Origin of the sequence: Microbacterium sp. BWR-S6Y (assembly GCF_041379845.1) — a bacterium.
GTDB classification, from domain to species: domain Bacteria; phylum Actinomycetota; class Actinomycetes; order Actinomycetales; family Microbacteriaceae; genus Microbacterium; species Microbacterium hydrothermale.
Genome location: NZ_JBFECV010000009.1, coordinates 120,972 through 145,623, shown reverse-complemented (window position 1 = coordinate 145,623; position 24,652 = coordinate 120,972). Strand labels below are relative to the sequence as shown.

The following is a 24,652-nucleotide window of genomic DNA, read 5'->3' as shown; positions in this document are numbered from 1 at the left end:
ATGAGGGCCTCCTGGTTCGTGAAGCGGTTGAACTCAACAGCTCCACTTCACAACCGGAGGCCCTCGCTTTTTAGCTCCTCATAGCCGTGTCGCCGAAACAACGTCCCTGGACATCACACCTAGGGCATGTCTGAGAAATGTGGTGACCGGCGCTTTGGGTCACACTGGGTGGGTGCAGCCGGAGCAGCTTGTGGTGAGGTCCGACGACGCGCGGTGCGCTGAGCTCGAAGCCGCTGGATGGGTGGTTGTTTCACGATCATGGGCCGCGCAGTTGACTGCGGCGAGCATCGATGTCGATGCGCTGGCCGGGGCGGTTCAGCGCGGTCGTCGTCACGGCGATGTCCGCGCGATCGGAGACGCAGATCTCGCTTCGGTTCTGGTGCTCGATTCGGTGACGCTGGCCGACTATCCGGGTGGTGTCGCGACTCAGCACAGTCCGCTGACGATGTCGACCGCTCGCGTGACGCGCACGAGGCGAGGCTTCGGCGTCTTCGATGGTGATGGCCAGGTTCTCGCGGTTACCTATGTCGACGTCGACGGTCGGACCGCCGAGACCGAGTTCACGGTCGTGGCTGCAGAGTTTCGAGGGCTGGGTATCGGCACGGCGGTGAAAGCAGCCTCGATACTGGCTCTCCTCCGCGAGGGCATCGAAGTCTTCCGAACCGGGGGCGCCGAGGAGAACAGCGCCATCCTCAGCTCCAGCCAGAGCCTTGGATATCTGGTCGAAGAGGAATGGATCACTCTCTCCCCGCGACAAGATGCCGAGTCCACACGACGACGGCGTTGAGGAGCACGGCGGCGCGGTAGATGACGGCATGCTTGTCGTAGCGGGTAGCGAGACCGCGCCACTGCTTGAGATGGCAGTAGCTGCGCTCGATCACATTCCGGTTCCTGTAGTCCGCTGCGTCGAGACCGACCGGGCGTCCTCCACGTGACCCGCGTCGCTTGCGGTGGCCCTTCTGATCGTCGGGCTCAGGGATCACGGCCTTGATCTTGCGGGAGCGGAGATGGCCGCGGATAGCGCGGGAAGAGTATGCCTTGTCGCCGCGGACCGCGTCCGGGCGGGTCCTCGGCCGGCCGGTGTCGCGGCCGACCCGTAGCTGTGCCATCAACGGCAGGAACACCGGCGAGTCCCCGCCTGTCCCGGCGTGATCAACGTCACCAGCGGGAGCCCGTTGCCGTCGACGAGCTGGTGGATCTTCGTCGATAGTCCGCCGCGTGAGCGGCCGATGCCATGGTCAGGCGGCTCGAGGAGCGGATTCGTGTAACTCGATCCAGCCCCCTGTGGTGCGGGTCGTGTTCGTCGCGTGCTGATGAGCGCGAGCGATGGTGGAGTCCACCGACAGCGACCAGTCGATCAACCCGTCAGCGTCCGCGGCGGCGGTGAGCTTCCCGAGCACAGTGTCCCAGGTCCCGTCCGATGCCATCCGGTGATGCCAGGTCCACACCGTCTGCCACGGCCCGAACACCTCGGGGAGGTCACGCCAGGCGATCCCGGCCCGATACCGGTAGACGATCCCCTCGACCATCAGCCGTGCATCCGCGAACGGCCTACCCTTCCGGCCTGTCGGCCGCGGTAGCATCCCCTCGATCAACGACCACTGAGCATCCGACAAGACCTGAAACCGCGACACTGCACCAGACTCTCAGTGCGCCACCGATTCATTTGTCAGACACGCCCTAGTCGAGCTGACGCCTCGCTCTCCGCGCAACCGCACACTGCCAGGGCAGGCCGTGAAGCTCGACGGGTGCCGCAGCGGACGGATCGAGACGCACCAGCTCCGCGGCGCCCGGAACGTGTTCTCTTTCGCGTTCGGCATCCATTCAGGGGACGGGCGAGAGGTCCGGCTGGAGGGTACACAGACTTAGAGGAGCGGGTGCGCGTCGTCGTCGCGTTGTGGCGCGATCCCATGACGGCGAGCCAGCATCTCGGCGGCTACAGCGGCGGATAGCGACGGTTTCGGAGAGCCGCGGAATGCCGGGCGTGATGCTCCGAAACCGTCGCCCGCGTCTCAGCGGTCGGCGTCGTTGTCGGCCCACGCCGCGAGCGCCAGCCGGGCCGCGCGAGCTGCTCGTGCGAGGGCGTGGCGCGGCCAGCGCGGGAAGCGCTCACGGGGCGTATCGCTGCGGTCAGTGAGGAGCCATCCCTGAGCAGATCACGAGCCCCCGTCCCGCGTCGTGCCGGTCGGGTAGCAGTCGTGCCACTCTAGGAAGGGGCGGCGGTCGTCGTCGGGCGCGGCTGCGACAGAAGGTCCGCGCCGGTGCCGACGTGTGCTTCGTTAACCACGCCGGAGGGGCGGTGCCCGTGCGTCGTTTCATCGACGAGACCGGCGGCGGAATCCGCTACATCTCCCTGCGTGCCCATGATCGTCGAGCGCGCGTCGGCCGACCTGCTGGAATCGTCCACGACGGTCGTTCTGCCCGAGGCGTTCCTCGCGCGGGTGCGCCGGGCCCGCGACGACCCCCGCGCCAAGGGGATCGCCCTCGCGGTGGCGATGGCGCAGGAGATGCTCGCGCTGCCCGGCGTCGTCGGCGTCAACCTGTCGGGCGGTCGCGAGGGCGCCGAGGAATCGTTCGCCGAAGCCCTCGCCGAGATCGCGCGCCGGCTGCGCTGAGCGCGCGGGGGCACGAGGGGGCGCGCGCCGGGCGGGCGCGGGGCCGTCGCGGCGGAGGCGCGGGAGCGCGCGCGGCGGGCACGGGGCGCGGGGCCGCGCGGGCGGCCGCTGCCTGCGCCGGGTCTCCGGGGAACGTCGGCCCGCGTCAGCGCGTGACGGCCGGGGACAGCTCGGCGGCCACCGCGACGAGGTGCCCGCCTTTGCGCTCGGCGCGGGCGATGCCGCGGGAGTCGGCGGCGTCGCGCTCGAGCAGTCGCCAGGGGTGCGCGTCGATGTCGGCGCCCCCGGTCGCGCACGCCAGCAGGGCGAGGGGTTCGAGCACGCGCCAGCGGCCCCGCGGGCGCTGCATGTCGACGATGCCCGCGCGTCCGCCCGGGCGCACCGCGGCGCACGCGCGGCGCCAGGCCTCGTCGCGCGCGGGGATCACGCTCAGCGCATAGGTCGAGAACACGGCATCCGCCCCCCGTCCGCCGGCGGCCGCGCGCAGGGTCGCGGGGTCGAGCGTCGCGGCGTCGGCCTCGACGAGCGTGACGATGTCGTGCCACCCCGCGGCGGCAGCGCCGATGCGACGACGGGCCACGGCGAGCATGTCGGAGCTGCGGTCGACGCCGATCACGCGTCCCGTCGGTCCCACGGCCGCGACGAGACCGGCGAAGTTCAGTCCGGTGCCGCAGCCGAGGTCGATCACGGTGTCGCCGGGGCGCGGATCGAGAAGGCGGATGCCGGCCTCCCGGCCCGCCCGGTACACCCAGCGTTCGCCCGAGAGCACGTCGTACCAGCGTGCGCCGACGCCGTAGCGGCGCATCGGTGTCGTCATCGCGCCACCCCCTCTTCCGACCACCCTAGGCTTCGGAGATGACCTCCGTCTCGCGTCGCCGCGCCCGTCCACTCACTGCCGTCGAAGCGGGTCGGGCGGAATGGGACCTCGTCGTGGTCGGGGCCGGGAGCGCCGGCCTCGTCGGAGCCCGCACCGCGGCCGTGCTCGGGGCGCGGGTGCTGCTCGTCGAGGCGAACGGGTTCGGCGGGGAATGCCTGTTCACCGGCTGCGTGCCGTCGAAGGCGCTCATCGCCGCGGCCGACGCCGCGCACGACGCGCGCGACGCGGCGCGACTCGGCGTCCACGTCGACGGCGTGCGGGTGGATTTCGCCGCCGTGATGGCCCACGTGAAGGGGGCGATCGCTGCGATCGAACCCGTGGACTCGCCCGAGGCGCTCGCCGAGACCGGGATTTACACGCTGCGCGGCCGCGCGCGCTTCGACGGCCCCCGCTCGCTGGTCGTCGAGGGCGTCGGCATCCGTTTCAGCGATGCGCTGGTGGCGACCGGCAGCACGCCGATCGTGCCGGAGGGCGTCGACGTGCTCACGAACGAGACGCTCTGGGACCTCGACGAGCTGCCCGCGACCCTGCTCGTGCTGGGCGGAGGGGCGATCGGATGCGAGATGGCCCAGGCCTTCGCGCGCTTCGGCTCGCGCGTGACCCTCGTGCACCGCGGCGATCGGCTGCTGCCGAAGGAGGATCCCGCCGCGAGCGCCCTGGTGCTGTCGGCCCTGCGCGCCGACGGCGTCGACGTGCGCCTCGGGACCACGCTCGCCGACGCCTCCCGCGGCGACGGGCGCACGACCGCGCGGCTCAGCGACGGCACGACGGTGGTCGCCGACCGCGTGCTCGCGGCCCTCGGCCGCCGTGTCGACACGATGGGACTCGGACTGGATGCCGCGGGCGTCGACCTCGACCCCTCGGGCGCGATCGCGGTGGACCGCACCCTCGCCACGAGCAACCCGCGCATCCGCGCCGCGGGCGACGCGACGCCGCTGCCGCGCTTCACCCACACCGCGGGGATGTTCGGCAGCATCGCCGCCACCAACGCCGTGCTCGGGCTGAAGCGTCGCGTGCGTCTCGACGACGTTCCGCGCGTGACGTTCACCTCTCCCGAGGTGGCGGCGGTGGGGGCGTCGACGGCGGATGCCGCGGACGCGGACGTGCGCATCGTCGAGACCGCGCACCACGACCTCGACCGCGCGATCGCCGAGGGCCGCACCGCGGGGTTCACGCGCCTCGCGGTCGACCGCAAGGGGCGGGTGGTCGGTGCCACGATCGTCGGTCCGCGCGCGGGGGAGTCGCTCGGGGAGCTGTCGACGGCGGTGTCGCGCGGTCTCTCGGTGCGCGACCTGGCGGGCGTGCTGCACGCCTACCCGACGTATTCGGATGCCGGCTGGAACGCCGCCGTGCGCGATGCCCAGGGCGCCTTGCGCTCGGGCGCGGTCGCCGCGGTGATCCGGCTGCTGCGGCGTGTGCGGCGGCGGCGGGGCTGACGCGGCGGGGATGGGCCAGCCCGCGGCGCGTGCGGCGGCGGCGGGGCTGACGCGGCGGGGATGGGCCAGCCCGCGGCGCGTGCGGCGGCGGCGGGGCTGACGCGCGGGGTCGGGTCGGCTGCGGCGCGTGCGGCGGCGGGCTGAGGCGCGGGCCCGAGGCAGCGGGGCTGTCGCCCGGCCCCGACCCGCCCGGCCCCGACCCGGGTCGACGCCTTCGCAGCGTCGAGCGCTCCCGTGGCCGCCGCGCCCCGGCGGTCACCGCAGCAGGCGGTACCCCACGACGACCCGCTGCACGGCGCTGATCCCCACGAACACGCCCCACACGAGGGCGATCCACCCGGCCCAGAACGGCAGCAGCAGCCAGAGGGTGTGCACCACGATCGTCTCGGTGCCCTCGGCGATGCGCCCGAGGAACGACAGCGACCGCCCGTCGTCGATGCGGCGGCCCGTGCGTTCGGCGATCGACGAGAACGCCAGGAACGCCGTGCCGTTGACGTAGTACGTCAGCAGCACGAGCAGGAAAGGCCACCACGGGATGCCGAACGCCGCCGTCGCCCCCCACGCGACACCGAAGACGCCGGCACCGTAGGCGATGAAGTCGGCCGCGATGTCGAGGAATCCGCCCGCCTCGCTCTCCCCGCCGTCGCCGCGCGCCCGCCGCCGCCGCGCGAGCGTGCCGTCGAGCCCGTCGGCGACCCGCGACAGCAGCCACAGCACGACGGCGACGACCCACCACTGCGCGGCGGCCGCACCGGCCGAGGTCAGGGCGAGGACCAGTCCGGCGACGGTGAGCCGGTCGGGCGTGATCCCGGGACGGTCGAGGGCCGCGGCCGCGGCATCCAGGGGACCCGAGAGCGCCGCGCGCATCGTGCGATCAAGCACCGGGCACTCCCCGCTGATCGCGACGGCGGCGCACGATCGCCCCCGCGACGAGTCCGCCGATCACGAGCACGCCGATCGCGGCCAGCGCGATCCAGAAACCGGGACCCAGCTCCCACCCGAACGCGCCGAGCGCCACGTACGCGGCCGACCCCGGGAGGATGCCCACCGCGGTGCCGATCGCGTAGTCGCGTCGCCGCACCGAGGTCAGGCCGGCGCCGTAGTTGATGAGCGTGAAGGGGATGACCGGGATGAGCCGGGCGCTCAGCACCGCGAGCAGTCCGCGGCGCCCGAGCGCGGCATCCAGTCGGGCCACCCGCGCCCCCGTGAAGCGTTCGACGGCCTCGCGGCCGAGGGCGCGACCGATCAGGAAGGATGCCGCGGCCCCGAGCAGCGCGCCGACGTAGACCATCGCGAACGCCACCGGGAAACCCCACACCAGACCGGCCGCGATGCCCAGCACGTTCTTGGGCGCGGGGCTCAATGTCAGCGCTGCGTACAGCAGCGTGAAGAGCAGGGCGCCCGTCCAGCCGACCTGGCTCGACCACGCGCGGATCTGCTCGACGTCGTGCGGGACGAAGACGAAACCAACCGTTGCGACCACGGCGACGAAGACACCGAGAAGCACCAGACGCAGAAGGGGTCGGCGCATCGCATCGCGCGCGGGCGCGTCGGTTCGGTTCGGTTCCATCGATCACCCTCCGCTTCCCCTTACCCTAAGTCCGCACGCGACCTGCCGTCGCCGGTCCCGACCGAGGAGCCCCCATGACCCCCCTTCGACACCGCCGTCGTCTCGCCGCGATCACCGTGGCCGCGGCATCTGCCCTCTTCGCCCTCGCCGGCTGCGCCGCGCCCGCGGCTCCCGACACGGCGGAATTCGCCGACTGGGATGCCGTGCTCTCGGCCGCGAAAGGTCAGACCGTGCAGCTGTGGATGTACGGCGGCGACGACCAGGGCAACGCCTACATCGACGACGTGCTCGCGCCCGCGGTCGCGGAGTACGGCGTGACGCTCGAGCGCGTTCCCGTCACCGACACCCGCGATGCGCTGAACCGCGTCTTCACCGAGCTGCAGGCCGGCCGGGAGGACGGCAGCGTCGATCTGGTGTGGGTCAACGGCGACAACTTCCGCACGGGCAAGGAGGCCGGGGCGTGGCGCTGCGGCTGGACCGGGATGCTGCCGTCGATGGCGAACACCTCGGCCGACGACCCGCTGCTGCAGTCCGACTTCGGCACGCCCGTCGACGGGTGCGAGGCGCCGTGGCACAAGGCGCAGTTCACCCTGGCGTACAACGCCGAGGCGATCCCCGACCCGCCGACCACCCTCGCCGGGGTGCTCGACTGGGCCGACGCCCACCCCGGTCGGTTCACGTATCCCGCGCCGCCGGACTTCACCGGCTCGGTGTTCGTGCGTGAAGCCCTCGCGAGCGTGTCGGGCGGAGCCGACGAGGTGCCCACGGCTTTCTCGCAGGACGCCTTCGACGAGCTCACGCCGGCCCTGTGGAGCCGTCTCGACACGCTCGCGCCGAACCTCTGGCGCGGCGGCGACACTTACCCCGCCAACGAGACCGAGCTCGGTCAGCTGTTCGCCGACCGTCAGGTCGACATGACCATGACCTACGGGCCGGCGACGCTCACGGGCCTGGTCGCCGACGGCACCTACCCCGCGCAGACCAAGGTGCTGACGCTCGAGGACGGAACGGTCGGCAACGCCAGCTTCCTCGGCCTGCCCGTCAACTCCGACGCCGCGGCGGGCGCGATGGTCGTCGCCAACGTCGCCCTGTCGGCCGAGCAGCAGGCGAAGAAGGCCGAGCCCGACGTGTGGGGGCAGTTCCCCGTGCTCGACCTGAACGCCCTGTCGGCGGAGGACCGCGCCCTCTTCGACGCCCTGCCGGTCTCGCCCGTGGTGCCGCCGTACGACGTGCTCTCGCGCAACGCGCACGGCGAGCTCGCCGCCGAATGGGTCCCCGCACTCGACGACGGCTGGCGGCAGAACGTGCTGTCGCGGTGACCTGGGCGCCCGTCGCCCGGCGCGCCGGCTCGCCCCGCGAGAAGCTGCGCGGGGCGCTGCTGGTGCTGGCCGCCGCCGTGCTCTCGCTCGTGGTGCTGGGCGGCGGCATCGGGGCGACGGCGCTGCAGGCATTCGGGCTGCTGCCGGTGGTGGGGCGGCCCACCCCGGGGGTCGAGGCTTTCACCGCGCGTCCGGGCGAGCTGTTCGCCGCCGTCGGGGTCTCGCTCAGCGTCGCGGCGGTCAGCACCGTGCTGGCCGTGGTCATCGGCACGCTCGCGGCGATCGTGATCGTCTCGCGCACGCGCAGCAGCCGCGCGGTGGCCGCCCTCGGCACACTCACCGTCACCATCCCGCACCTCATCGCCGCCGCCACCGTGGGGCTGCTGCTGTCGGACGCCGGCGTGCTGCCGCGCCTGCTCGGCATCCCTCCCGAGGCGTGGGCGCCGTGGGTCGGCGGACCGCTCTGGGGCGCCGCGATCGTCGAGCTGGCGTGGAAGGAGTCGGCGTTCATCGCCCTCATCGTCACGGGCACGCTCGCGACCCGCATCCAGACCTACGACGAGACCGCGGCGCTGCTCGGCGCGGGCCGCGCGCAGCGCTTCCGCCACGTGCTGCTGCCGTTGACGGCGCCGACGATCCTCATCGGAGCGGCGATCAGCTTCGTCTACGCGCTCGGGTCGTACGAGGTGCTGTGGTTGCTCGGACGCACCTCGCCCGAGCCGTTGCCCGTGCTCGCGGTGCGCCTGTTCCAGGGCGTGTCGCTCGACTCGCGGCCCGAGGCGGCGGCCGTCGCCCTCGTCACGAGCGCGCTCGCCCTCGCCGCGGTGGCCCTCACTTTCGCCGCGCTCCGGCGGACGGCGGCGTGGCGATGACCGCCGTCGACAGTCCCCTCACCCGCTCGCGCGGCGCCGGCAAGGCCCTGCGGCGACTGCTCGCCGTCGCCCTCGCGGTGTGGTTCGCTCTGCCCCTGCTGCCGCTCGTGCTGTGGTCGTTCGCCGACCGCTGGAGCTTCCCTTCCGTGCTCCCCACCGCTCTCGGCATCCGCTCGATCGACCAGGCGATCGCGTTCGGCGCGGTGCCGGCTCTGGGCCGCTCGCTCGTGCTCGGGATCGTCGTCGCGATCGCGGCCACGCTGCTGGGTGCGCTCGCCGCTCGCGCGCTCACCTTCGGGGCCGTGCCCGGGGCGCGGTTCGTCTCGGTGCTGCTGCTCGCGCCGATCGCGCTCCCGCCCTTCGCGGCGGTGCTCGGCGTCAACGTCGTGCTGCTGCGCGCGCACGTGCCCTCGCTCGTCGGGGTGGCGATGGTGCTGACGGTCATGGCGCTGCCGTACACGGCGTTCGTGATGCGCACCGCCTACGGCGCGTACGACCGCTCGTACGAAGAGGAGGCGCGCCTCCTCGGTGCCGGTCGCCTGCAGGTGCTGCGCCGCGTGCAGCTCCCGCTGATCGCACCGGCGCTCGCGCGCGCCGCGTTCCTCGCCTTCCTCGTGGCGTGGAGCGACTACATCGTCACCCTCATCGTCGGCGGGGGAGAGGTCGTCACCCTGCCCCTCGTCGTCGCCTCGGCAGCCGCGGGGCTGGGCAACGACGCCGCGGTCGCCCTGATGTCGCTCTCGGCGGTCGCTCCGCCCGTCCTGCTGCTCGTCGGCGTGCTGGCCTTCGGCCGCCGTCGCGCCCGTTCGTCGAAAGAGGTGAGCGCGTGAGCGCCGACCTGGTCCTCTCGGGACTGACCAAGACCTTCGCCGCCTCGACGGCCCCCGCCCTCGACGACCTGTCGCTGAGGGTCGCCGCGGGAACCTGCACCGCGGTGCTCGGACCCAGCGGATCGGGCAAATCGACCCTGCTGCGCGTGATCGCCGGCCTCGAGTCGCCCGACCGCGGCACGGTTGCGATCGCCGGCCGCGACGTCGCCGCCGTCGCCGCCGAGCAGCGCGGCGTCGGCATGGTCTTCCAGCGCTCCCTGCTGTTCCCGCACCTGTCGGTCCTCGACAACGTCGCCTTCTCGGACCGGGTGTCGGGGATGCCGCGTGCCCGCGCCCGCGAGCGCGCCGAGCGCTACCTCGACACCGTGCGCCTCGCCGGGTACGGCCGACGCCGGGTCGGGGAGTTGTCGGGCGGGCAGGAGCAGCGCGTCGCGATCGCCCGCGCCCTCGCCGCCGAGCCCGCCGTGCTGCTGCTGGACGAACCGTTCAGCGCGCTCGACTCAGCGCTGCGGGCCGACATGCACGATCTGCTCGAGGCGGTGCGCGCCGACGTCGCCCCGACGATCCTGCTCGTCACGCACGATCGCGACGAAGCCGCGCGGGTCGCCGACCGCATCGCGCTGGTCGAGCACGGCCGGCTGCTGCACGAGGGCTCGGTCGTCGAGGCCTACCGCCGCCCGGGGAGTCTGCGCGCGGCCGAGCTCATGGGCACGCGCAACGCCGTCCCGGGCGAGGTGGTCGGCGGCATCCATCGCAGCGCGCTCGGTGAGGTCGCCGCGACGGGCCTCGCCGACGGGCCCGCGACCCTCGTCTTCCGGCAGGAGGACGTGCGGGTGGACGACCGACCGGATGCCGCCTCCCTCGGCGTCGTCGGAACGGTCGACGCGCGGCGGCCGGTGGGCGCGCGCAGCGAGGTGATCGTGCGCGCGGGCGCGCTGACGCTGCACGCGGAGGTGCCGTCGGTGTCGGGCCTGCGGCCGGGCGACGAGGTCTCCGTGTCGATCACGGCCGAGCTCGCGCACGTCGTCGCGGGCTGAGGGCGAGCGGGGCGTCTCGGCTGCCGGGGCGCGCGAGACGCACCCGAGCGGCCCGTACCGGCAGTCATCGCCGCGGAACCGGATCCTCCGGCCCGAGCTCCCCGCGTCGGCTCAGGCCGTCCGCGCGCCCGTCTCGCGCACCGCGGTCAGCCCCGACGGCCGGGCCGTCACCGTCGCACCCGGGCGCACGGTCGGCAGCGGCAGGATGCGGCGCAGCTCCTCGTTCTCCTTCGGGTCGAGCACGGAGTGCTGCACGCACGCGGGCACCAGGCGGCCGTCCTCGGGGTGCGCCATGGCGTACATGCACGCGCCCAGGCGCTCCTGCGTCTCGCGCAGCAGCGGGTCGTCGGCGACGACGCCCTCTTCCATCAGCTTCCACGCGGGCGCGACCTGCTCGGCATCCATGAAGTTGTGGATCACGAAGGTCTTGAACGACACCTTGCCGCGGCGCGCGGCCGACACGACCTTGCGCAGACCACCCGCGCGGCGCAGCACGCGTGACATCAGGCCGATCAGCGGGGGGATGTCGCCCGGGTGCGACGCGAGAGCGCGCACGACCTTGACGGCCAGGACGTGACGGGGGATGCCGCCGAAGATCATCCCGCCGAAGTGCGACAGGAACCGGTCGCGGGCCGCGATGTCCTTCGGGTCCGCGGGATCGAGCACGGGCGCGAAGGTCTTGCCGACGCGCACGCCCACGGTCGAGCGGTTGCAGCGCGGGTCGCCGAACTGCGTCGCCTGCCACGGGAGCTTCTGCCCCGCGCCGGCCTCGATCTTCTCCCAGACCGCGTCGATCGTGACCTCGCCGAAGTCCTCGCGCCAGCGGCGGTCGTCGCCGATGAACGCCGCCGGCTGGAACGACATCATGTCGAACGGCATCTCGAGCACGTCGCGCGTGACCTGCTCGACCTCCGCGACGTTCGACGGGGTGACCGTCATGTTGTGCGCGAGGTAGCTGCTGACGCCGTGGTCGCGCTTGAGGTCGACGAACATGCGCGCGAACTTCTCGCGGAACGGGTGGAGCTCGGCCTCGCCACGCGGGCGCACCGCCCCGCGACGACCGCGCATGAGCGAGTCGAAGTGCGCCGCGAACGACACCTTGTCGAAGCGCGGCTTGCCGTCTTCGTCGAGGACGACGTCGAGCAGGTAGTCGTAGTCGAAGTCGCCGTGCGTCATCGACATCGGCTCGCGGCCGACAGCGCGCATGGCGAGCAGGGAGCGGGCGTGGTCCTCGGCGCTCAGCAGACTCACCTCGCCGCCGATGAGCTGGGCGTGGGCGCGCGGACCGCGGACCTCGCGCAGATAGTCCATCTGCCGGGTGACGTTGTCGACGGTGTGGTCGCCGTCGATGCGCACCTTGTTGGCATCCGCCGAGTGGTAACAGGGCGAACACGTCAGGTTGCACTTGGGGAAGACGCCGTGCGTCCCCTCGCACCCGACGGCGCTGCGCCCGAGCAACTGGCTGGGCGTCTTGGCGTGTTCGGGCAGTTCCGCCCACCGCCGGTCGAGGGCGCGGCGCGTCTCGGGGTGGATGGGGCGGGTGTCGAGTTCGAACCGCCGGAGGGTCGTCGCCAGTCGCATGTCGTCCTTTCGTGGCGTCATCGCACTACGAGAAGTGTTCGCCGCGCACCCGGGTTCGGATTGCGCAGGGCTCCATCCTGCCCCCATCCGGAGCGCAACGGGCGGATGCGGCGGACTACGGGCTGCCGGGAGCGGCGAAGGGGCGACCGCTCGGGGCGGGTCAGCGGATGCCGGCGACCCGGCGCGCCGTCGCGGCGGCCGTGACGGCCCCCGCGACGCGGTCGGTCTGCCGCAGCGACAGGGCGTTGGAGTTCGGCCGGGTGAAGGCGCCGGCCTCGATTCCCGCAGTGAACGGACCCAGCGCGAACAGCGTCTCGTGCGCGGTGCCGTCGCGCGCGATCACGCGGCCGTCGGGGTCGACGTCGACGCGCCCGAGGGAGCCGGCGAAGGCCTCGTCGGCGACGTGCACCTCCCGCCCGTGGCGCGTGGCCAGTTCGCGGAGGGCGGGGTTGTCGCTCGCGGCGGCCCCCGGGGCGGGGAGCCAGGCGTCGACGAGGGCGGTCGCGACGACCTCGCCCCGGTGGCGCGGCGAGGTCGCGATGAAACCTCGCTCGGGGTCGAGGTGCACGGTGAGGTCGGGCCCGAGGAAGCGCACGACACCCGCGTCCGCGAGCGCGAGCAGCTCCTCGAGGCGGTGCGGCGGGGGCCCCGACGCGACGTAGCTGAAGAAGGTGTGCCACGTGACCGGCAGGTCGACCGCGCGCGAGCGCGCGCTCCAGCGGTCGACGGGGACGTCGCCGAGCGCGAGGAACGATCCGAGGATGGTCAGGAACAGCGCCTGCGTCGCGCTGTGCTCCGGCGAGGTGCGCAGCAGCAGGTCGTGGGCGACGTGCTGCCGCACGCGCGCGTGCACGGCGTTCTCGTCGACGAAGGTCTCGTCGCCGAGGGGGAGGTCGAGCGCGGGCACGTCGAAGCGATCGAGGGGGTCGGGCACCACCTCGGCGACCGCGCGGCGCAGGGCCGCCGTATCGCCGTCGACCGCCCGCAGGGTCTCGGAGAAGACCTCCCAGCTGGTGCCGACCCGTTCGGGATGCCCCGTGAACAGCTCGCGGTAGTGGCCCCACACGAGCTCGCGCGCGATGAGCGGCCACACGTCGTGAACGAAGTCGATCGAGCCCGGACGCGCCAGCAGCGCGGCGATCGCCGCCGGCGTCAGCACCTCGCGCTCGGGCGGATTCCCCCGCACCTGCGACGTCACCTTCGACCGGTACGGCACGCCCCGGCGTGATCCGAGGTGCAGCCGCGGCTCGCGACCCGACGGCGCGTACTCGAGCGTGCCGTCGGCGCGGCGCGAGAACCGGCCGCCGCGCCCCTGGGTGAGCAGCACGACGGCATCCACCGAGGCCAGTCCCATCCCCCGCACGATCACGTCAGTGCCGGGAGCGAGTCGCGAGAGGTCTGCGTCCGCGGTGAACGCGGGCTCGAGGTAGGAGAAGCCCGCCGCGGCGGCCGCGGCGCTCAGGTCGAGAGCGGTGCTCTCGGGTTCACGACCGTTGTGTCCGAGGGCGTAGACGACGACGTCGGCTCCGAGCCGCGTTCCGTCGGCGAGAGCCACCTCCCACCCGTCGGGGACGTCGTCGACCCACTGCACGGTGCCCGGCTGCCACCGCACCTCGACGCCGGGCGGGGCGATGGCGACCGTGCGCCGCCAGAACCAGTCGAGGTACAGGCTCTGGAGGCGGCGGGTCGGAAAGCTGTCGCCGCGCAGGGCCTCCACCTCGGCGAGGAGGTCGGGGTCGTCGATCTCGACGTCGGGCAGCCGCCCCTCGCGGACGCGCTCCGCCCACTCGCCGAGCGACGGGCCGGAGCGGACCGGACCCGCGATCACGCAGCTGTCGTCGGTGAAGACCGTGACGTCGCGCGCCATCGAGTTGAGCTTCAGCAGCGGCGATTGGGCGTAGCGCCAGATCCGGCCGCCCCCGGGCGGGAACGGATCGACGAGCGTGATGCGCAGGGGAACGGTGTCGGCGCGGGTGCGGCGCGCGAGCACACGCTCGACGAGCATCACCGCCCGCGGCCCCGCCCCCACGATCACGATGTCGGTCATCGTCCGACGACCTCCCGCGCGACGGAGGGCAGCCCGAGCAGGTCGTGCAGTGTCGCGCCCTCGTCGTACGAGCGGCGGTACGAGCCGCGCTCCTGCAGCAGGGGGACCACCTTCTCGACGAACTCGTCGAGGCCGTGCGGGGTGACGTGTCCGACGACGGTGAACCCGTCGGTCGCGCGCTCCTGCACGTAGCGGTCGATCTCGGATGCCACGTGCTCCGGCGTCCCGACGAACGTGTGGTTCGCGGTGAGACGGATGACGAGCTCGCGGATGCTGAGGTTCTCGGCCGCGGCCTGGGCGCGCAGCTGCCCGACGCGCGCGCGGATCGCCGCGTGCCGGCCCGCGAAGCCCTGCGCGGTCTCGACGCCCGTGTCGGGTTCGACGTCGGGCAGAGGTCCCTCGGGGTCGTAGCCGCTGAGGTCGCGATTCCAGATCTGCTCGAGGTAGGTGATCGCCGTCTGCGGGCGCACCTGGGCGAGGGCGATCTCGCGGGAGCGCTCGCGGGCCTCCGCCGCCGTGTCGCCGAGGACGAAGGTCGCCGCGGGCAGGATCTTGAGCGAGTCCTCGTCGCGTCCGTGGGCAGCGAGCCGCCCCTTCACGTCGCGGTAGAACTGCTGCGCGTCGTCGAAGGCGGTGTGCAGCGAGAAGATGACGTCGGCGTGCTCGGTCGCGAAGTCGCGGCCGTCGGGGGAGTCCCCGGCCTGCACGATCACGGGTCGGCCCTGCGGCGACGGCGGAACGTCGAAGACCGCGTCGACGTCGAACAACCGCGACGCGTGCCGCACGCGCGCGATCGCGTCGTCGCGCAGGAACGTCCCCGACGCGGCATCCGCTTCGATCGCGTCGTCGCGCCACGACGACCAGAGCGCCTTCGACAGCGCCGCGAACTCCGAGGCCCGCACGTAGCGGTCGGCGTGGTCGAGGTAGCCGCCGCGGCGGAAGTTCGCGCCGTGGAACGCGTCGGAGCTGGTGACGGCGTTCCATCCGGCCCGCCCGTTCGAGAGCAGGTCGAGCGTACCGAGCTGTCGCGCGAGCTCGTACGGCTCGTTGAAGGTGGTGTTGAGCGTGCCGACCAGCCCGATGTGCGCGGTCACCGCGGCCAGGGCGGTGAGGACCGCGAGGGTGTTCGGACGCCCGGCGACGTCGAGGTCGTGCAGCTGCCCGCGGTGCTCGCGCAGCCGCAGCCCCTCGGCGAGGAAGAGGTAGTCGAAGACGCCGCGCTCGGCGGTGCGGGCGAAGTACTCGAACGACGAGAAGTCGATCTGGCTCCCCGCCGCCGGGTCGGTCCACACGGTCGTGTTGTTCACGCCGGGGAAGTGGGCGGCGAGGTGGATCTGCCGACGGGTCATGCGCCGACCTCCTGACGGGCGTAACGGCTGGCGGGGCGGGGGAGTCCGAGGCGTTCGCGCAGCGTCGGCGCCCCGTCGTCGGGGAGCAGGATGCCGGCGGCCGCCGCGCGCGGGACGACGCGCTCGGCGATCGCGTCGAGGTCGGCGGGCAGGCGCGCGGGGCGCAGCCGGATGCCGTCCACCCCCGCCGCGGCGAGCGCGCGGATCTCGTCGACGACGTCGTTGGCGCTTCCCACGACGACGCGCGCGTCGCTGCGCAGCGGTGCGCGGTCCTGCAGGCGGTTCCACACGGCTTCCGCCTCGGCGCGCGTCTCCTCGACGAGCACGAGCAGATCGGCGAACACGCGCAGGGGCTCTCCGCGGTCGACCGCGGCGCCGTCGAGCTCGCTCAGGATGCCGCCGACCTCCCCCGCATCGGCGGGGGTGACGAACACGAGGTCGGCGTGCTCCGCGGCGAAGCGGTAGGGCACGCTCTGGTGCGCGAGCGCGGTGATCAGCGGCTGACCCTGCGGGGAGCGGGGCACGATCGAGGCGCCGGTGATCGAGAAGAACTCGCCCGCGAAGTCGACGTTGTGCACGCGATCGCGGTCGAGGAACTTCCCGGTCTCGAGGTCGCGCACGATCGCGTCGTCCTCCCACGAGTCGGCGAGCAGGCGGATCGCCTCGGCGACCTCACCCGCCTCGCGGAACGCCGCGAGCAGCGTCGGGTCGTCGTCGACGCGACCGGATGCCGGGAGCCCGGTGGGTCCCTCGGCGCGGCGTCCGAAGTTCGCGCGCTCCTGCGGCGTCGAGCCCGCGACGAGACGCACACCCGCGCGGCCGCGGCTAGCGTGATCGAGGGTCTGCAGCCCCGTCGCGAGGTGGAAGGGCTCGGGGTGGGCGGTCGTCGCGGTGGGGACGAGGCCGAGGCGCCCGGTGAGCGGGGCGAGGAACGACGCCAGCAGCACCGCGTCGAGGCGCCCCCGCACGCGATCGCGCCGGGTCTCGGCATCCGGTTCGAAGGAACGCCCGCCGAGGCTCAGCGCGTCTTCGATCGTGGCGAAGAGAAGACCCGTGTCTTCGGCGGTGCGCGCGAGGTCGCGCCAGTAGGCGGCCGATGTCAGCTCGCGGGGCCGGGCGGTGGACTCCCGCCACGCGGCCGGGTGCCAGCCGGCGCCGTCCAGGGCGACGGCGAGATGGATGCGGTCGGGCATCGGGGCTCCTTCGCGGCGGGCCGGTCCCGCCGAGAGGCCTACTGTGCCGCCGGGCGCGCGGCGGCACAATCGCGCGCGTCACACAGCGCCGCGAGGCGTCATTGTTACGGCGCGCCCGCCTGCTCGTCGCTGCGATCGCGCGCCGATGTCGACGAAACCCGGACGCCGCGGGGACTCGTCCGGGTGTTCTGGACACGCGGCGCGCGGCGCGCGGTGCGCGAGCCCGACCAGGCGCACGCGCCGGGATCCGGGCCTCAGCCCGCCGCCGGCGCCCACCCCAGGAGCGGCCCGAGCCGCCCCGCGATGTCGTCGAGGATCTGCGCGTAGTCGTCGGCGGCGAACGAGAACGGCAGCGCGAAGGCGACCTCGTCGACCTCGGGATAGGCCCGTGACGACAGCAGGCGTTCGGCGATCTGCTCCGCGGTGCCGACGAGGTCTTCGGCGAACAGCATCCCCTGCGGACCCTGGGGGATGCCGACGCGCCCGCGCCGCGACTCGGCGTAGGCCGCGTAGCGCCGGCGCTGCTCGGGCGTGGCCGAGTCGGTGGGGATGACCACCAGCCCCTGCGACACCCGCGCGTTCTCGCCGTCGGGGTGCGTGTCGCGGTAGAGCCGGATCTGCGCGTGCTGCTCGACGTCGAAGTCGGTCGAGGTGGTCGATCGGATGACGCTGCTGGTGAGCAGGTGGAAGCCGTTCTCGGCCGCCCAGGTGGTGGATGCCGGGCTCCCGGCGCCGTACCAGAGTCGATCCGCGAGGCCCGCGGCGTGCGGTTCGACGCGCTCCGAGTACTCCTCGATGCCCTCCGTCCCCGCGAACGGGCTGGCCGGTTCTCCGGCGAGGAAGCGGCGCAGGCGAGCGAGCCGTTCGTAGCCGAAGTCCTCGCGGTCTGCGGTGTCGGGGTACAGCGCCGGCGCGATGTCGTCGAGGCGTCGCGGCGGCCCCACCGAGAAACCGGGTTCGAGGCGGCCGCCCGACAGCACGTCGACGGTCGCGAGATCCTCCGCGAGCCGCAGCGGGTTCTCCCAGCCGAGCGGGATCACCGCGGTTCCGAGGTGGATGCGACTCGTGCGCTGGGATGCCGCGGCCAGCACCGCCACGGGGGAGGAGATGCCGTACTGCAGGTGCCGGTCGCGCAGCCAGGCGCTGTCGAAGCCGAGCCGCTCTCCCCGCTCGATGATCGACAGCGTCGTCTCGTGTCCGGCGCGGGGGTTCTCGCGGTCGAACAGGCCGATGGTGAGGAAGCCGAGGGAGCGGAGTGCGCGGGTCATGCCGGCGTCCGCACCGCCGCGAAGCGATTGCGCCGCCGTAGCGCGAAGCCGAGCTTCTCGTACGCCGCGATGGCGTTCACGTTGCCGGCGGCCGCGTGCATCATCGCGCGGTCCCCGCGCTGCTGGATGTGGAAGGCGACATCGAGCACGAGCCGCGAGGCGAGGCCCTGGCGTCGGTGGTCGGCATCCACCGCCACCGCGCTGATCTCGGTCCAGCCGGTGGGGTGCAGGCGCTCGCCCGCCATGGCGACGAGCCGACCCTCGCGACGGATGCCGATGTACCGTCCGAGCTCGTACGTCCGGGGCCGGAAGGGGCCGGGCTGGTTGCGCTCGACGATCGCGATCATCTCGGGCGCGTCGTCGGCACCGAGCTCGACCACCTCGTCGAAGGGGCGGGTCTGCAGGGCGTCGGTCTCGACGAGCTGCACCCCCTCGCCGCCGCCCAGGTACTCCCAGCCCTCGGGGATCGCCCCCTCGTAGCCCGAGAGGCCGACCTCGGCGCCGGGACCGACGAGCTCGCGCAGCGCGTCCCAGACGCCCGGTTCGTCCCACGAGCGCACGGCGACGAACGGTGCCACGTCGGTCGGATAGCGGCGCACGAGGTCGCCGCCGATCGCGAACGCGGCGTGGGGACCGGCGAGCGAGTGCCAGGCGGCGTTGTCGAGGACGGTGGCGTCGGCGTGGGGGACGGGAAGGGGCGGAGCGGAGGTCACCGGGACACTCTGCGCCGGTCGCGGCCTCGGTGCAACTCGGCGGTCACCGCGGGCGACGCCCCGTCGCGGGGAGAGATCGACGGGGTGGTCGAGGGTGCCCGCGGCGAGACCGGCCGGCCCGTGTTACCCGCCGTTTCCCGCGCGGCCCGGGGTGGCGCGCGGCGCGGCGATACTGGCGGGATGATTGCTGCACACGCGACGTGGACGATCGAGAAGGTCCGCTGGGACGACGAGCGGGCCGCAGCTCTGCGCGCGGCGATGGATGCCGAGATCTCGCCCCGCTACGCCGAGGTCTTCGCCGCTTTCGACGAGCGCACGCGGGCTCTGCTCGACGCAGACTTCGCGGTCGACCCCTCGACCATCGTCGAGGTGATCCTCGTGACCGACGCCGAGCGGCGAGCGGTGGGACACGCGGCGCTGCGCGCTCTCGGCGACGAGCTGGAGGTCAAGCGCGTCTACGTCGCCCCCGAGGCGCGGGGGCGCGGTGCCAGCCGAGCGCTCATGGCCGAGCTGGAACGGCTCGCGCGACAGCGCGGCGCCGCGCGCCTGGTGCTGCAGACGGGGGACCGGCAGCCCGAGGCGATCGCCCTCTACGAGCGGCTCGGGTACCGCCCTGTCGCCGTCTTCGCGCCCTACACGCGCTTCGCGGGCTCGCGCTGCTTCGCGAAGGACCTGCCCGCGTGAGCGTCGAACGCGTCGACGTCGCGGTCGTCGGTGCCGGCGCGATGGGGGCGGCGACCGCGTGGCATCTCGCGCGCGCGGGTCGCGACGTCGAGGTGTTCGAGCAGTTCGAGCCCGGACACGTCCGCGGTGCCTCGCACGGCGCGTCCCGCAACTTCAACGTCGCCTATACCGAGCCCGAGTACCTCGCGTGGCTCCGGGATGCCGAGGTGCTGTGGCGCGAGCTCGAGGCCGAGGCGGATCGCTCGCTGCTGACGACCACGGGCGTCGTCACGCACGGTCCCGGCGTCGACCACACCGCCACGGCCGCGGCGATCTCGGCGGCCGGTCTCGCCGCCGAGGTGCTCGATCGTCACGAGGCGACCTCGCGTTGGCCGGGTCTGCGCTTCGACGGTCCCGTGCTGCACAACCCCCGGGCGGGACGACTGGATGCCGACGCGTCCGTTGCCGCATTCCTCTCCGGCGCCGCGCGGGCCGGCGCACGCACGCGCTGGAACTCCGCCGTCACCGACATCGAGGTGCACGGCGATGACGACGTCCGTTTCACCGCGACCGACGCGGCCGGGAGCCGCCGCGTGCACGCGCGACGCCTCGTCTGCACGGCGGGCGCGTGGACGGCGAAGACCCTGGCGGGAGTTCGCGGCGCGACCCTCCCGGCGTTGCGCGTGACGCAGGAGCAGCCCGCCCACTTCCGGCCGCTCGACGCCACGGCATCCTGGCCCGGGTTCAACCACCACCCCTCCGCCGCCGACGCGGCGACCGCGGGGTTCGCCGCGGTCGTCTACGGCATGCAGACGCCCGGTCAGGGGCTGAAGGCGGGATGGCACGCGGCGGGACCCGAGATCGATCCCGATCGCCGCAGCTTCGTGCCCGATCCGGCGCTCACCGCCGCCCTCGTCCGCTACGCCTCCGAGTGGCTCCCCGGGGTGGATGCCACGGACGTCAACGAGATCACCTGCACCTACACCTCGACGGTCGACGCGCGCTTCGTGCTCGAGCGTTTCGGCCCGGTCGTCGTCGGCGCGGGGTTCTCGGGCCACGGCTTCAAGTTCACGCCGGTCGTCGGCCGCACGCTCGCCGCGCTGGCCGCGGCCTGAGCGGGGTCGGCCGGGGGCGTTCGCGCTCGGCCGGCGTGGGCCCGGCCCGCGCTGCGAGACGGCATCCTGCTGACGAATCGGTTGCAGGACGTCGCCGAGTCGTCAGCCGGATGCTGTCTCGCGGTGAGGTGACCCCGGGGCGCCGGCTCAGAGATCGAACCCGAACGCCCGCAGGTCGAGCCAGCGCCCGGGCTCGACCTCGATCGGCGCCTCGCGCTCGGTGAGGCGGCGGAAGCCCATCTTGAGGTACAGCGCGTGAGCCCCGAGCATCTCGGGGCCGCTGTTCATCACCACCCGGGTCGCCCCGCGCTCGCGCGCGAGCCGAAGAACGTGGCGCGTCAGCTGCTCGCCGATGCCGCGTCCGCGGGCCGAGGGGGCCACGGCGAGCTGACGGAAGTCGAGCTCACCCTCGGCGGCGAGCTCGGACAGGCGCTTGCCGGGCCGCGGGGTCCAGACGGTGCCGACGATTCCGCCGCCGTCGACCGCGACCCACACCTCGCCCTGCTCCACGCGTCCCGCGACGTCGGCGAGCGAGTCCAGGTACGCCTCGGACAGTCCCGCGTAGCTGTGGCGGTAGGCGTCGGCGGTGAGGCGACCGGCCTCGGCGTACTCGGCGGGCTCGACGAGGCGGATGGTCAGGGTCGACGTGGGCTCGGGGGTCATGGCATCCATTCTTCTCTTCGCGGCGCACGACACGGCCCGGCCGCAGAAGGACCGGGCCGTGCGCGGGAGTCAGGACTTCGGGAGTCCGGGAGGGTTGATCTCGCTCTTGTCGACGCCCTCGGACTCGAGGCCCCAGGCGTCGAGCACCTTCGCGTAGGTGCCGTCGGCGATGTAGGCGTTCAGCACGAGGTTGACGGGCTCGATGAGGCCGTTGCCCTTCTTCGTCGCCGCGGCGATGTCGGCCGCGAGCGGCCATCCTCCGGGGATGATGCCGACGAGCTTCGTCTCGCCGGTCTTCCGCGCGGCCCAGGCCGCCGTGGCGTTGGGGCCGAAGGTGGCGTCGACGCGACCGGACTGCAGCGCGAGCGTCGCGGCGGCGGTGTCGTCGTAGTAGTTCAGTTCGGCGGGAGCCTTGCCGGCGGCGGTGAGCTCCTCGTTCCACTTCAGCAGCACCTTCTCCTGGTTGGTGCCGGAGCCCACCACGATCTTGAGCCCCGAGATGTCGTCGGCCTGCTCGATCTTCGAGATCGAGCTGTCGGAGCGCACGTAGAAGCCCAGCAGGTCCTGGCGGTAGCTGGCGAAGTCGTAGAGCTCCTTGCGCTCCTCGGTGACCGTGACGTTCGAGGTGATCAGGTCGTACTTGCCCGATTGGATGCCGAGCGGCCAGTCGGCCCATGCGACCACGACCGGGTTGTACTCGAGGCCGAGTCCCTCGGCGATCAGCTCGCCAAAGTTCGGCTCGGTGCCCGCGACGTCGGTCGCCGCCGTGGTGCCCTCGGGCTGGTAGCTGAGCGGCGGGACGAACGCGCCGACCGCCACCGTCAGCTTGCCGGGCTCTATCGGGGTGAAGCCGCTCGCCTTCAGGGCGGCGACGGCCTCGGGTACGGCTTCTCCGGTGATGCGGGGGATGTCGCCGGTGTCGGGGTTCGCCGACGCGGTGGTCTCCGGGGCGGCCGCGGCTTCCGCCTCGGCGGGGCGGTTGAAGATCGCGAGCGAGCCGACGCCGACGATCGCGGCCACCGCGACGACGGCGACGCCGATCGCGATGCCCTGTTTCTTGCTGAGTGCCATGCTGTGTCTCCTTGTGAGGGTGGGATGCCGCGGCGTCGGGTCGCGTCGCGGGGTCTGGTGGGGTGGCTGAGCCTGCGGAAGCCACCGGGTGTTGCGGGTGCCGGTCCCTTCGGCGGGCTCAGGGACCTCGGGTTGCCGGGACGCTGCGGCCGGTCAGCCGAGCACCTTCGCAAGGAACTCGCGGGTGCGCGGATGCTGCGGACGCCCCAGCACCTCGTCGGGCGAGCCCTGCTCGATGACGCGGCCGTCGTCGAGGAACACCACGCGGTCGGCGACCTCGCGGGCGAAGCCGATCTCGTGCGTGACGATCACGAGCGTCGTCCCGAGCTTCGCCAGGTCGCGGATGACGTCGAGCACCTCGCCCACCAGCTCGGGGTCGAGTGCGCTCGTCGGCTCGTCGAACAGCAGCACCTTGGGCTGCAGAGCCAGTGCGCGGGCGATCGCGACGCGCTGCTGCTGGCCGCCCGACAGCTGCCGCGGGTACGCCTCGGCCTTGTGCGCGAGTCCGACGCGGTCGAGCAGACCGCGGGCGAGCTCGGCGGCGTCGTCCTTGCTCAGCCGCTTGAGGGCGAGCGGCGCCTCGACGACGTTCTCGAGGGCCGTCAGGTGCGGGAAGAGGTGGAAGTTCTGGAACACGATCCCCACCTGCGTGCGCCGACGCAGGATCTCGCGCTCGCGCAGCTCGTGCAGCTTGCCGTGGCGCAGTTCGTAGCCGATGAACTCCCCGTCGACGGTGACCGATCCGGCATCCACGGTCTCGAGGTGGTTGATGGTGCGCAGCAGCGTGGACTTCCCCGAGCCGCTGGGACCGAGCAGCGCGACGACCTCGCCGGGTTCGACGGTCAGGTCGATGCCCTTCAGCACTTCGGTGCCGTGGAACGCTTTGTGGACGTTGTGGATCTCGACGAGACCCCGGGTGGCGGTGGTGGTGGCGCTCACGCGCGGACTCCCTTCTCGGGCGCCGGGCGCGCGGCATCCGTCGGCCCCGGCGGTGCGTCGCCCAGGCGCGCCCACTGCGCGCTCACCCAGCGGCGGGCCCGCTGCACGGGCGTCGGGGGCAGGGCGCGGGCTGAGCCGCGGGCGTAGTGGCGCTCGATGTAGTACTGGGCGATGCTCAGGATCGTGGTGATGAGCGTGTACCAGACCACCGCGACGAGCAGCAGCGGGATGACGCGGCTGTTGCGGTTGTAGATGACCTGCACGGCGTAGAACAGCTCCGGGATCGCGATCACGAACACCACCGAGGCACCCTTCACCAGACCGATCACCTCGTTCGTCGCGTTGGGCACGATCGAGCGCATCGCCTGCGGCAGGATGATGCGGAACAGGCGACGGGATGCCGGGATGCCGAGGGCCGCAGCCGCCTCGTGCTGGCCGGGGTCGACCGAGACGAGACCACCGCGGATGATCTCAGCCGAGTACGCCGCCTGGTGCAGCCCGAGGCCCAGGATCGCGGCGGCGAAGGCGCTGACTAGCTGCACCGTGGGGAACTCCACGATCCAGAAGTCGGTGGTGAAGGGCGTGCCCAGGCCCAGGGTCGGGTAGAGGTAGCCGAGGTTGTACCAGACGATGATCTGCACCACGAGCGGCACCGAGCGGAAGAACCAGATGTAGCCCCACGCGACGGCGTTCAGCAGCGGCGAGGCCGACAGGCGCCCGAGGGCGAGCACCGTGCCGAGGGTGAAGCCGACGACCGCCGAGATCGCGGTGAGGCTGAGGGTGTATCCGATGCCGATGAGCACCGGCTCGGAGAAGAAGTACTGCGCGAAGGTACCCCACATGTACCGGTCGTTCGTGACGAGGCTCCAGGCGAACTGGGCGACGACGAACAGCAGCAGGGCGCTGAGGATCCAGCGCCACCAGTGGCGGGTGGGGACCACGGCGATCGTGCCGAGGTCGACCTTGTCGGTCGACCCGGCGCGCGGGGCCGTGCGGTCGGCGGGCGCCGGCGCGGTGGTGGTCATGACGTGCTCCTCGGAAGGGCGGTGACGGCGCGGGGCGCCGGTGGGTTGCGTCACGGTACGACGGCGTCGGAGGACGCCGCGAGGCGCCCATTCACACGTCGAAACGACCTGCCACGCATCGCAATGCGACGCCTCGGGCGGTAACACGCTGGACAGCGCCCGAGGATTCGCGGTAGACGGGTCGTCCGGCGCGGGATGCCGCGGGGCGGGGCGGGGCGCTGCGGCCCATCGCGGCACAACGCAGGAGATCCGCGGGGGATGCCGCGCAATGGCGGCCCGTGGCCGAGGTCCGGGAGCGAATATCCTGCGTCGTGTCCGCTGCGTCGACTCGAGCGGCCGGCGGAAGCCGTGAGGCCGACCGGCTCAGGCCCCGCTCAGGCCTCAGGCCCCGCGCCCGCACCCGCGGGCCCGCCCCGCCCGCCGCCTCAGGCCCCGCGCGGCCACCCCCGGGCCCGCGCCGCCCGCCGGC

At 73.1% G+C, this 24,652-nt stretch carries 22 protein-coding genes and 1 pseudogene; 9 read left to right on the top strand and 14 right to left on the bottom strand.

Annotated features, from left to right (window positions below):
• Positions 1 to 172 precede the first annotated feature (172 nt).
• Positions 173 to 787, top strand: a complete 615-nt coding sequence (locus AB1K56_RS17250) for an acetyltransferase (protein ID WP_371206665.1) — start codon at positions 173 to 175, stop codon at positions 785 to 787.
• Here AB1K56_RS17250 and AB1K56_RS17245 read toward each other — a convergent pair.
• A pseudogene (locus AB1K56_RS17245) lies at positions 738 to 1,634 on the bottom strand (IS5 family transposase). The gene AB1K56_RS17250 and the pseudogene AB1K56_RS17245 overlap by 50 nt on opposite strands.
• A 723-nt stretch (positions 1,635 to 2,357) precedes the next feature.
• On the opposite strand from AB1K56_RS17245, the gene AB1K56_RS17240 reads away from it, so the two are divergent.
• A complete protein-coding gene (locus tag AB1K56_RS17240; protein WP_371206664.1) occupies positions 2,358 to 2,615 on the top strand; it encodes a hypothetical protein in 258 nt (85 codons plus the stop codon).
• 145 nt (positions 2,616 to 2,760) lie between these two features.
• On the opposite strand, the gene AB1K56_RS17235 is transcribed toward AB1K56_RS17240, so the two are convergent.
• On the bottom strand, positions 2,761 to 3,432 hold the full coding sequence (locus AB1K56_RS17235) for a methyltransferase domain-containing protein (protein ID WP_371206663.1): 672 nt from the start codon (positions 3,430 to 3,432) through the stop codon (positions 2,761 to 2,763).
• A gap of 38 nt (positions 3,433 to 3,470) precedes the next feature.
• Between AB1K56_RS17235 and AB1K56_RS17230 the strand changes: the two genes are divergently transcribed.
• A complete protein-coding gene (locus tag AB1K56_RS17230; protein WP_371206662.1) occupies positions 3,471 to 4,928 on the top strand; it encodes an NAD(P)/FAD-dependent oxidoreductase in 1,458 nt (485 codons plus the stop codon).
• A gap of 255 nt (positions 4,929 to 5,183) precedes the next feature.
• On the opposite strand, the gene AB1K56_RS17225 is transcribed toward AB1K56_RS17230, so the two are convergent.
• The gene (locus tag AB1K56_RS17225) at positions 5,184 to 5,810 is read right to left on the bottom strand and encodes a CDP-alcohol phosphatidyltransferase family protein (protein ID WP_371206661.1); all 627 of its coding nucleotides are present in this window, start codon (positions 5,808 to 5,810) and stop codon (positions 5,184 to 5,186) included.
• Positions 5,803 to 6,498, bottom strand: coding sequence for a TVP38/TMEM64 family protein (locus tag AB1K56_RS17220; protein WP_371206660.1), 696 nt, complete (start codon positions 6,496 to 6,498; stop codon positions 5,803 to 5,805). Before AB1K56_RS17220 ends, AB1K56_RS17225 begins: the two co-directional genes overlap by 8 nt.
• Positions 6,499 to 6,572: 74 nt before the next feature.
• On the opposite strand from AB1K56_RS17220, the gene AB1K56_RS17215 reads away from it, so the two are divergent.
• Genes AB1K56_RS17215 through AB1K56_RS17200 form a run of 4 tightly spaced genes read left to right on the top strand, consistent with a single transcriptional unit; the run spans position 6,573 to position 10,556 of the window.
• Entirely contained in the window at positions 6,573 to 7,817 is a 1,245-nt protein-coding gene (locus tag AB1K56_RS17215; RefSeq protein WP_371206659.1) for an ABC transporter substrate-binding protein, read from the top strand.
• Complete coding sequence (locus AB1K56_RS17210) at positions 7,814 to 8,689, top strand: ABC transporter permease (RefSeq protein WP_371206658.1); 876 nt, start codon at positions 7,814 to 7,816, stop codon at positions 8,687 to 8,689. The genes AB1K56_RS17215 and AB1K56_RS17210 overlap by 4 nt, the downstream gene beginning before the upstream one ends.
• A complete protein-coding gene (locus tag AB1K56_RS17205) occupies positions 8,686 to 9,519 on the top strand; it encodes an ABC transporter permease (RefSeq protein WP_371206657.1) in 834 nt (277 codons plus the stop codon). The genes AB1K56_RS17210 and AB1K56_RS17205 overlap by 4 nt, the downstream gene beginning before the upstream one ends.
• The gene (locus AB1K56_RS17200; protein ID WP_371206656.1) at positions 9,516 to 10,556 is read left to right on the top strand and encodes an ABC transporter ATP-binding protein; all 1,041 of its coding nucleotides are present in this window, start codon (positions 9,516 to 9,518) and stop codon (positions 10,554 to 10,556) included. Before AB1K56_RS17205 ends, AB1K56_RS17200 begins: the two co-directional genes overlap by 4 nt.
• 111 nt (positions 10,557 to 10,667) lie before the next feature.
• Here the strand turns inward: AB1K56_RS17200 and AB1K56_RS17195 are convergent, their stop codons facing one another.
• The 6 genes from AB1K56_RS17195 to AB1K56_RS17170 form a co-directional block, all read right to left on the bottom strand.
• Entirely contained in the window at positions 10,668 to 12,158 is a 1,491-nt protein-coding gene (locus tag AB1K56_RS17195) for a hypothetical protein (protein ID WP_371206655.1), read from the bottom strand.
• Positions 12,159 to 12,297: 139 nt separating this feature from the next.
• On the bottom strand, positions 12,298 to 14,184 hold the full coding sequence (locus tag AB1K56_RS17190) for an FAD/NAD(P)-binding protein (protein ID WP_371206654.1): 1,887 nt from the start codon (positions 14,182 to 14,184) through the stop codon (positions 12,298 to 12,300).
• Positions 14,181 to 15,533, bottom strand: coding sequence for an NtaA/DmoA family FMN-dependent monooxygenase (locus AB1K56_RS17185; protein ID WP_371206653.1), 1,353 nt, complete (start codon positions 15,531 to 15,533; stop codon positions 14,181 to 14,183). The genes AB1K56_RS17190 and AB1K56_RS17185 overlap by 4 nt, the downstream gene beginning before the upstream one ends.
• The gene (locus AB1K56_RS17180; protein ID WP_371206652.1) at positions 15,530 to 16,726 is read right to left on the bottom strand and encodes an LLM class flavin-dependent oxidoreductase; all 1,197 of its coding nucleotides are present in this window, start codon (positions 16,724 to 16,726) and stop codon (positions 15,530 to 15,532) included. The genes AB1K56_RS17185 and AB1K56_RS17180 overlap by 4 nt, the downstream gene beginning before the upstream one ends.
• 254 nt (positions 16,727 to 16,980) lie before the next feature.
• Entirely contained in the window at positions 16,981 to 17,994 is a 1,014-nt protein-coding gene (locus AB1K56_RS17175) for an LLM class flavin-dependent oxidoreductase (protein ID WP_371206651.1), read from the bottom strand.
• Positions 17,991 to 18,707 carry a GNAT family N-acetyltransferase gene (locus AB1K56_RS17170; RefSeq protein ID WP_264629734.1) on the bottom strand — a complete coding sequence of 239 codons (717 nt, stop codon included), beginning with the start codon at positions 18,705 to 18,707 and terminating at the stop codon, positions 17,991 to 17,993. The genes AB1K56_RS17175 and AB1K56_RS17170 overlap by 4 nt, the downstream gene beginning before the upstream one ends.
• Before the next feature lie 180 nt (positions 18,708 to 18,887).
• On the opposite strand from AB1K56_RS17170, the gene AB1K56_RS17165 reads away from it, so the two are divergent.
• Together AB1K56_RS17165 and AB1K56_RS17160 are read left to right on the top strand one after the other, a co-directional pair.
• The gene (locus AB1K56_RS17165; RefSeq protein ID WP_371206650.1) at positions 18,888 to 19,391 is read left to right on the top strand and encodes a GNAT family N-acetyltransferase; all 504 of its coding nucleotides are present in this window, start codon (positions 18,888 to 18,890) and stop codon (positions 19,389 to 19,391) included.
• Complete coding sequence (locus tag AB1K56_RS17160; protein ID WP_371206649.1) at positions 19,388 to 20,485, top strand: FAD-dependent oxidoreductase; 1,098 nt, start codon at positions 19,388 to 19,390, stop codon at positions 20,483 to 20,485. Before AB1K56_RS17165 ends, AB1K56_RS17160 begins: the two co-directional genes overlap by 4 nt.
• Positions 20,486 to 20,632: 147 nt before the next feature.
• Here AB1K56_RS17160 and AB1K56_RS17155 read toward each other — a convergent pair whose 3' ends face one another.
• The 4 genes from AB1K56_RS17155 to AB1K56_RS17140 form a co-directional block, all read right to left on the bottom strand.
• The gene (locus AB1K56_RS17155) at positions 20,633 to 21,148 is read right to left on the bottom strand and encodes a GNAT family N-acetyltransferase (RefSeq protein ID WP_371206648.1); all 516 of its coding nucleotides are present in this window, start codon (positions 21,146 to 21,148) and stop codon (positions 20,633 to 20,635) included.
• A 69-nt stretch (positions 21,149 to 21,217) separates the two neighbouring features.
• Entirely contained in the window at positions 21,218 to 22,219 is a 1,002-nt protein-coding gene (locus AB1K56_RS17150; RefSeq protein ID WP_371206647.1) for an ABC transporter substrate-binding protein, read from the bottom strand.
• Positions 22,220 to 22,372: 153 nt separating this feature from the next.
• Complete coding sequence (locus AB1K56_RS17145) at positions 22,373 to 23,158, bottom strand: amino acid ABC transporter ATP-binding protein (RefSeq protein ID WP_136586188.1); 786 nt, start codon at positions 23,156 to 23,158, stop codon at positions 22,373 to 22,375.
• Entirely contained in the window at positions 23,155 to 24,183 is a 1,029-nt protein-coding gene (locus tag AB1K56_RS17140; protein WP_371206646.1) for an amino acid ABC transporter permease, read from the bottom strand. Before AB1K56_RS17140 ends, AB1K56_RS17145 begins: the two co-directional genes overlap by 4 nt.
• Positions 24,184 to 24,652: the final 469 nt, after the last annotated feature.

Excerpts from the sequence above, each read along its gene's own strand:
- AB1K56_RS17215 (WP_371206659.1), top strand. The coding sequence starts at position 6,573 with ATGACCCCCCTTCGACACCGCCGTCGTCTCGCCGCGATCACCGTGGCC.
- AB1K56_RS17165 (WP_371206650.1), top strand. The coding sequence starts at position 18,888 with ATGATTGCTGCACACGCGACGTGGACGATCGAGAAGGTCCGCTGGGAC.
- AB1K56_RS17190 (WP_371206654.1), bottom strand. The coding sequence starts at position 14,184 with ATGACCGACATCGTGATCGTGGGGGCGGGGCCGCGGGCGGTGATGCTC.
- AB1K56_RS17205 (WP_371206657.1), top strand. The coding sequence starts at position 8,686 with ATGACCGCCGTCGACAGTCCCCTCACCCGCTCGCGCGGCGCCGGCAAG.
- AB1K56_RS17230 (WP_371206662.1), top strand. The coding sequence starts at position 3,471 with ATGACCTCCGTCTCGCGTCGCCGCGCCCGTCCACTCACTGCCGTCGAA.
- AB1K56_RS17155 (WP_371206648.1), bottom strand. The coding sequence starts at position 21,148 with ATGACCCCCGAGCCCACGTCGACCCTGACCATCCGCCTCGTCGAGCCC.
- AB1K56_RS17175 (WP_371206651.1), bottom strand. The coding sequence starts at position 17,994 with ATGACCCGCGCACTCCGCTCCCTCGGCTTCCTCACCATCGGCCTGTTC.
- AB1K56_RS17180 (WP_371206652.1), bottom strand. The coding sequence starts at position 16,726 with ATGCCCGACCGCATCCATCTCGCCGTCGCCCTGGACGGCGCCGGCTGG.
- AB1K56_RS17235 (WP_371206663.1), bottom strand. The coding sequence starts at position 3,432 with ATGACGACACCGATGCGCCGCTACGGCGTCGGCGCACGCTGGTACGAC.
- AB1K56_RS17150 (WP_371206647.1), bottom strand. The coding sequence starts at position 22,219 with ATGGCACTCAGCAAGAAACAGGGCATCGCGATCGGCGTCGCCGTCGTC.
- AB1K56_RS17220 (WP_371206660.1), bottom strand. The coding sequence starts at position 6,498 with ATGGAACCGAACCGAACCGACGCGCCCGCGCGCGATGCGATGCGCCGA.
- AB1K56_RS17185 (WP_371206653.1), bottom strand. The coding sequence starts at position 15,533 with ATGACCCGTCGGCAGATCCACCTCGCCGCCCACTTCCCCGGCGTGAAC.
- AB1K56_RS17195 (WP_371206655.1), bottom strand. The coding sequence starts at position 12,158 with ATGACGCCACGAAAGGACGACATGCGACTGGCGACGACCCTCCGGCGG.
- AB1K56_RS17140 (WP_371206646.1), bottom strand. The coding sequence starts at position 24,183 with ATGACCACCACCGCGCCGGCGCCCGCCGACCGCACGGCCCCGCGCGCC.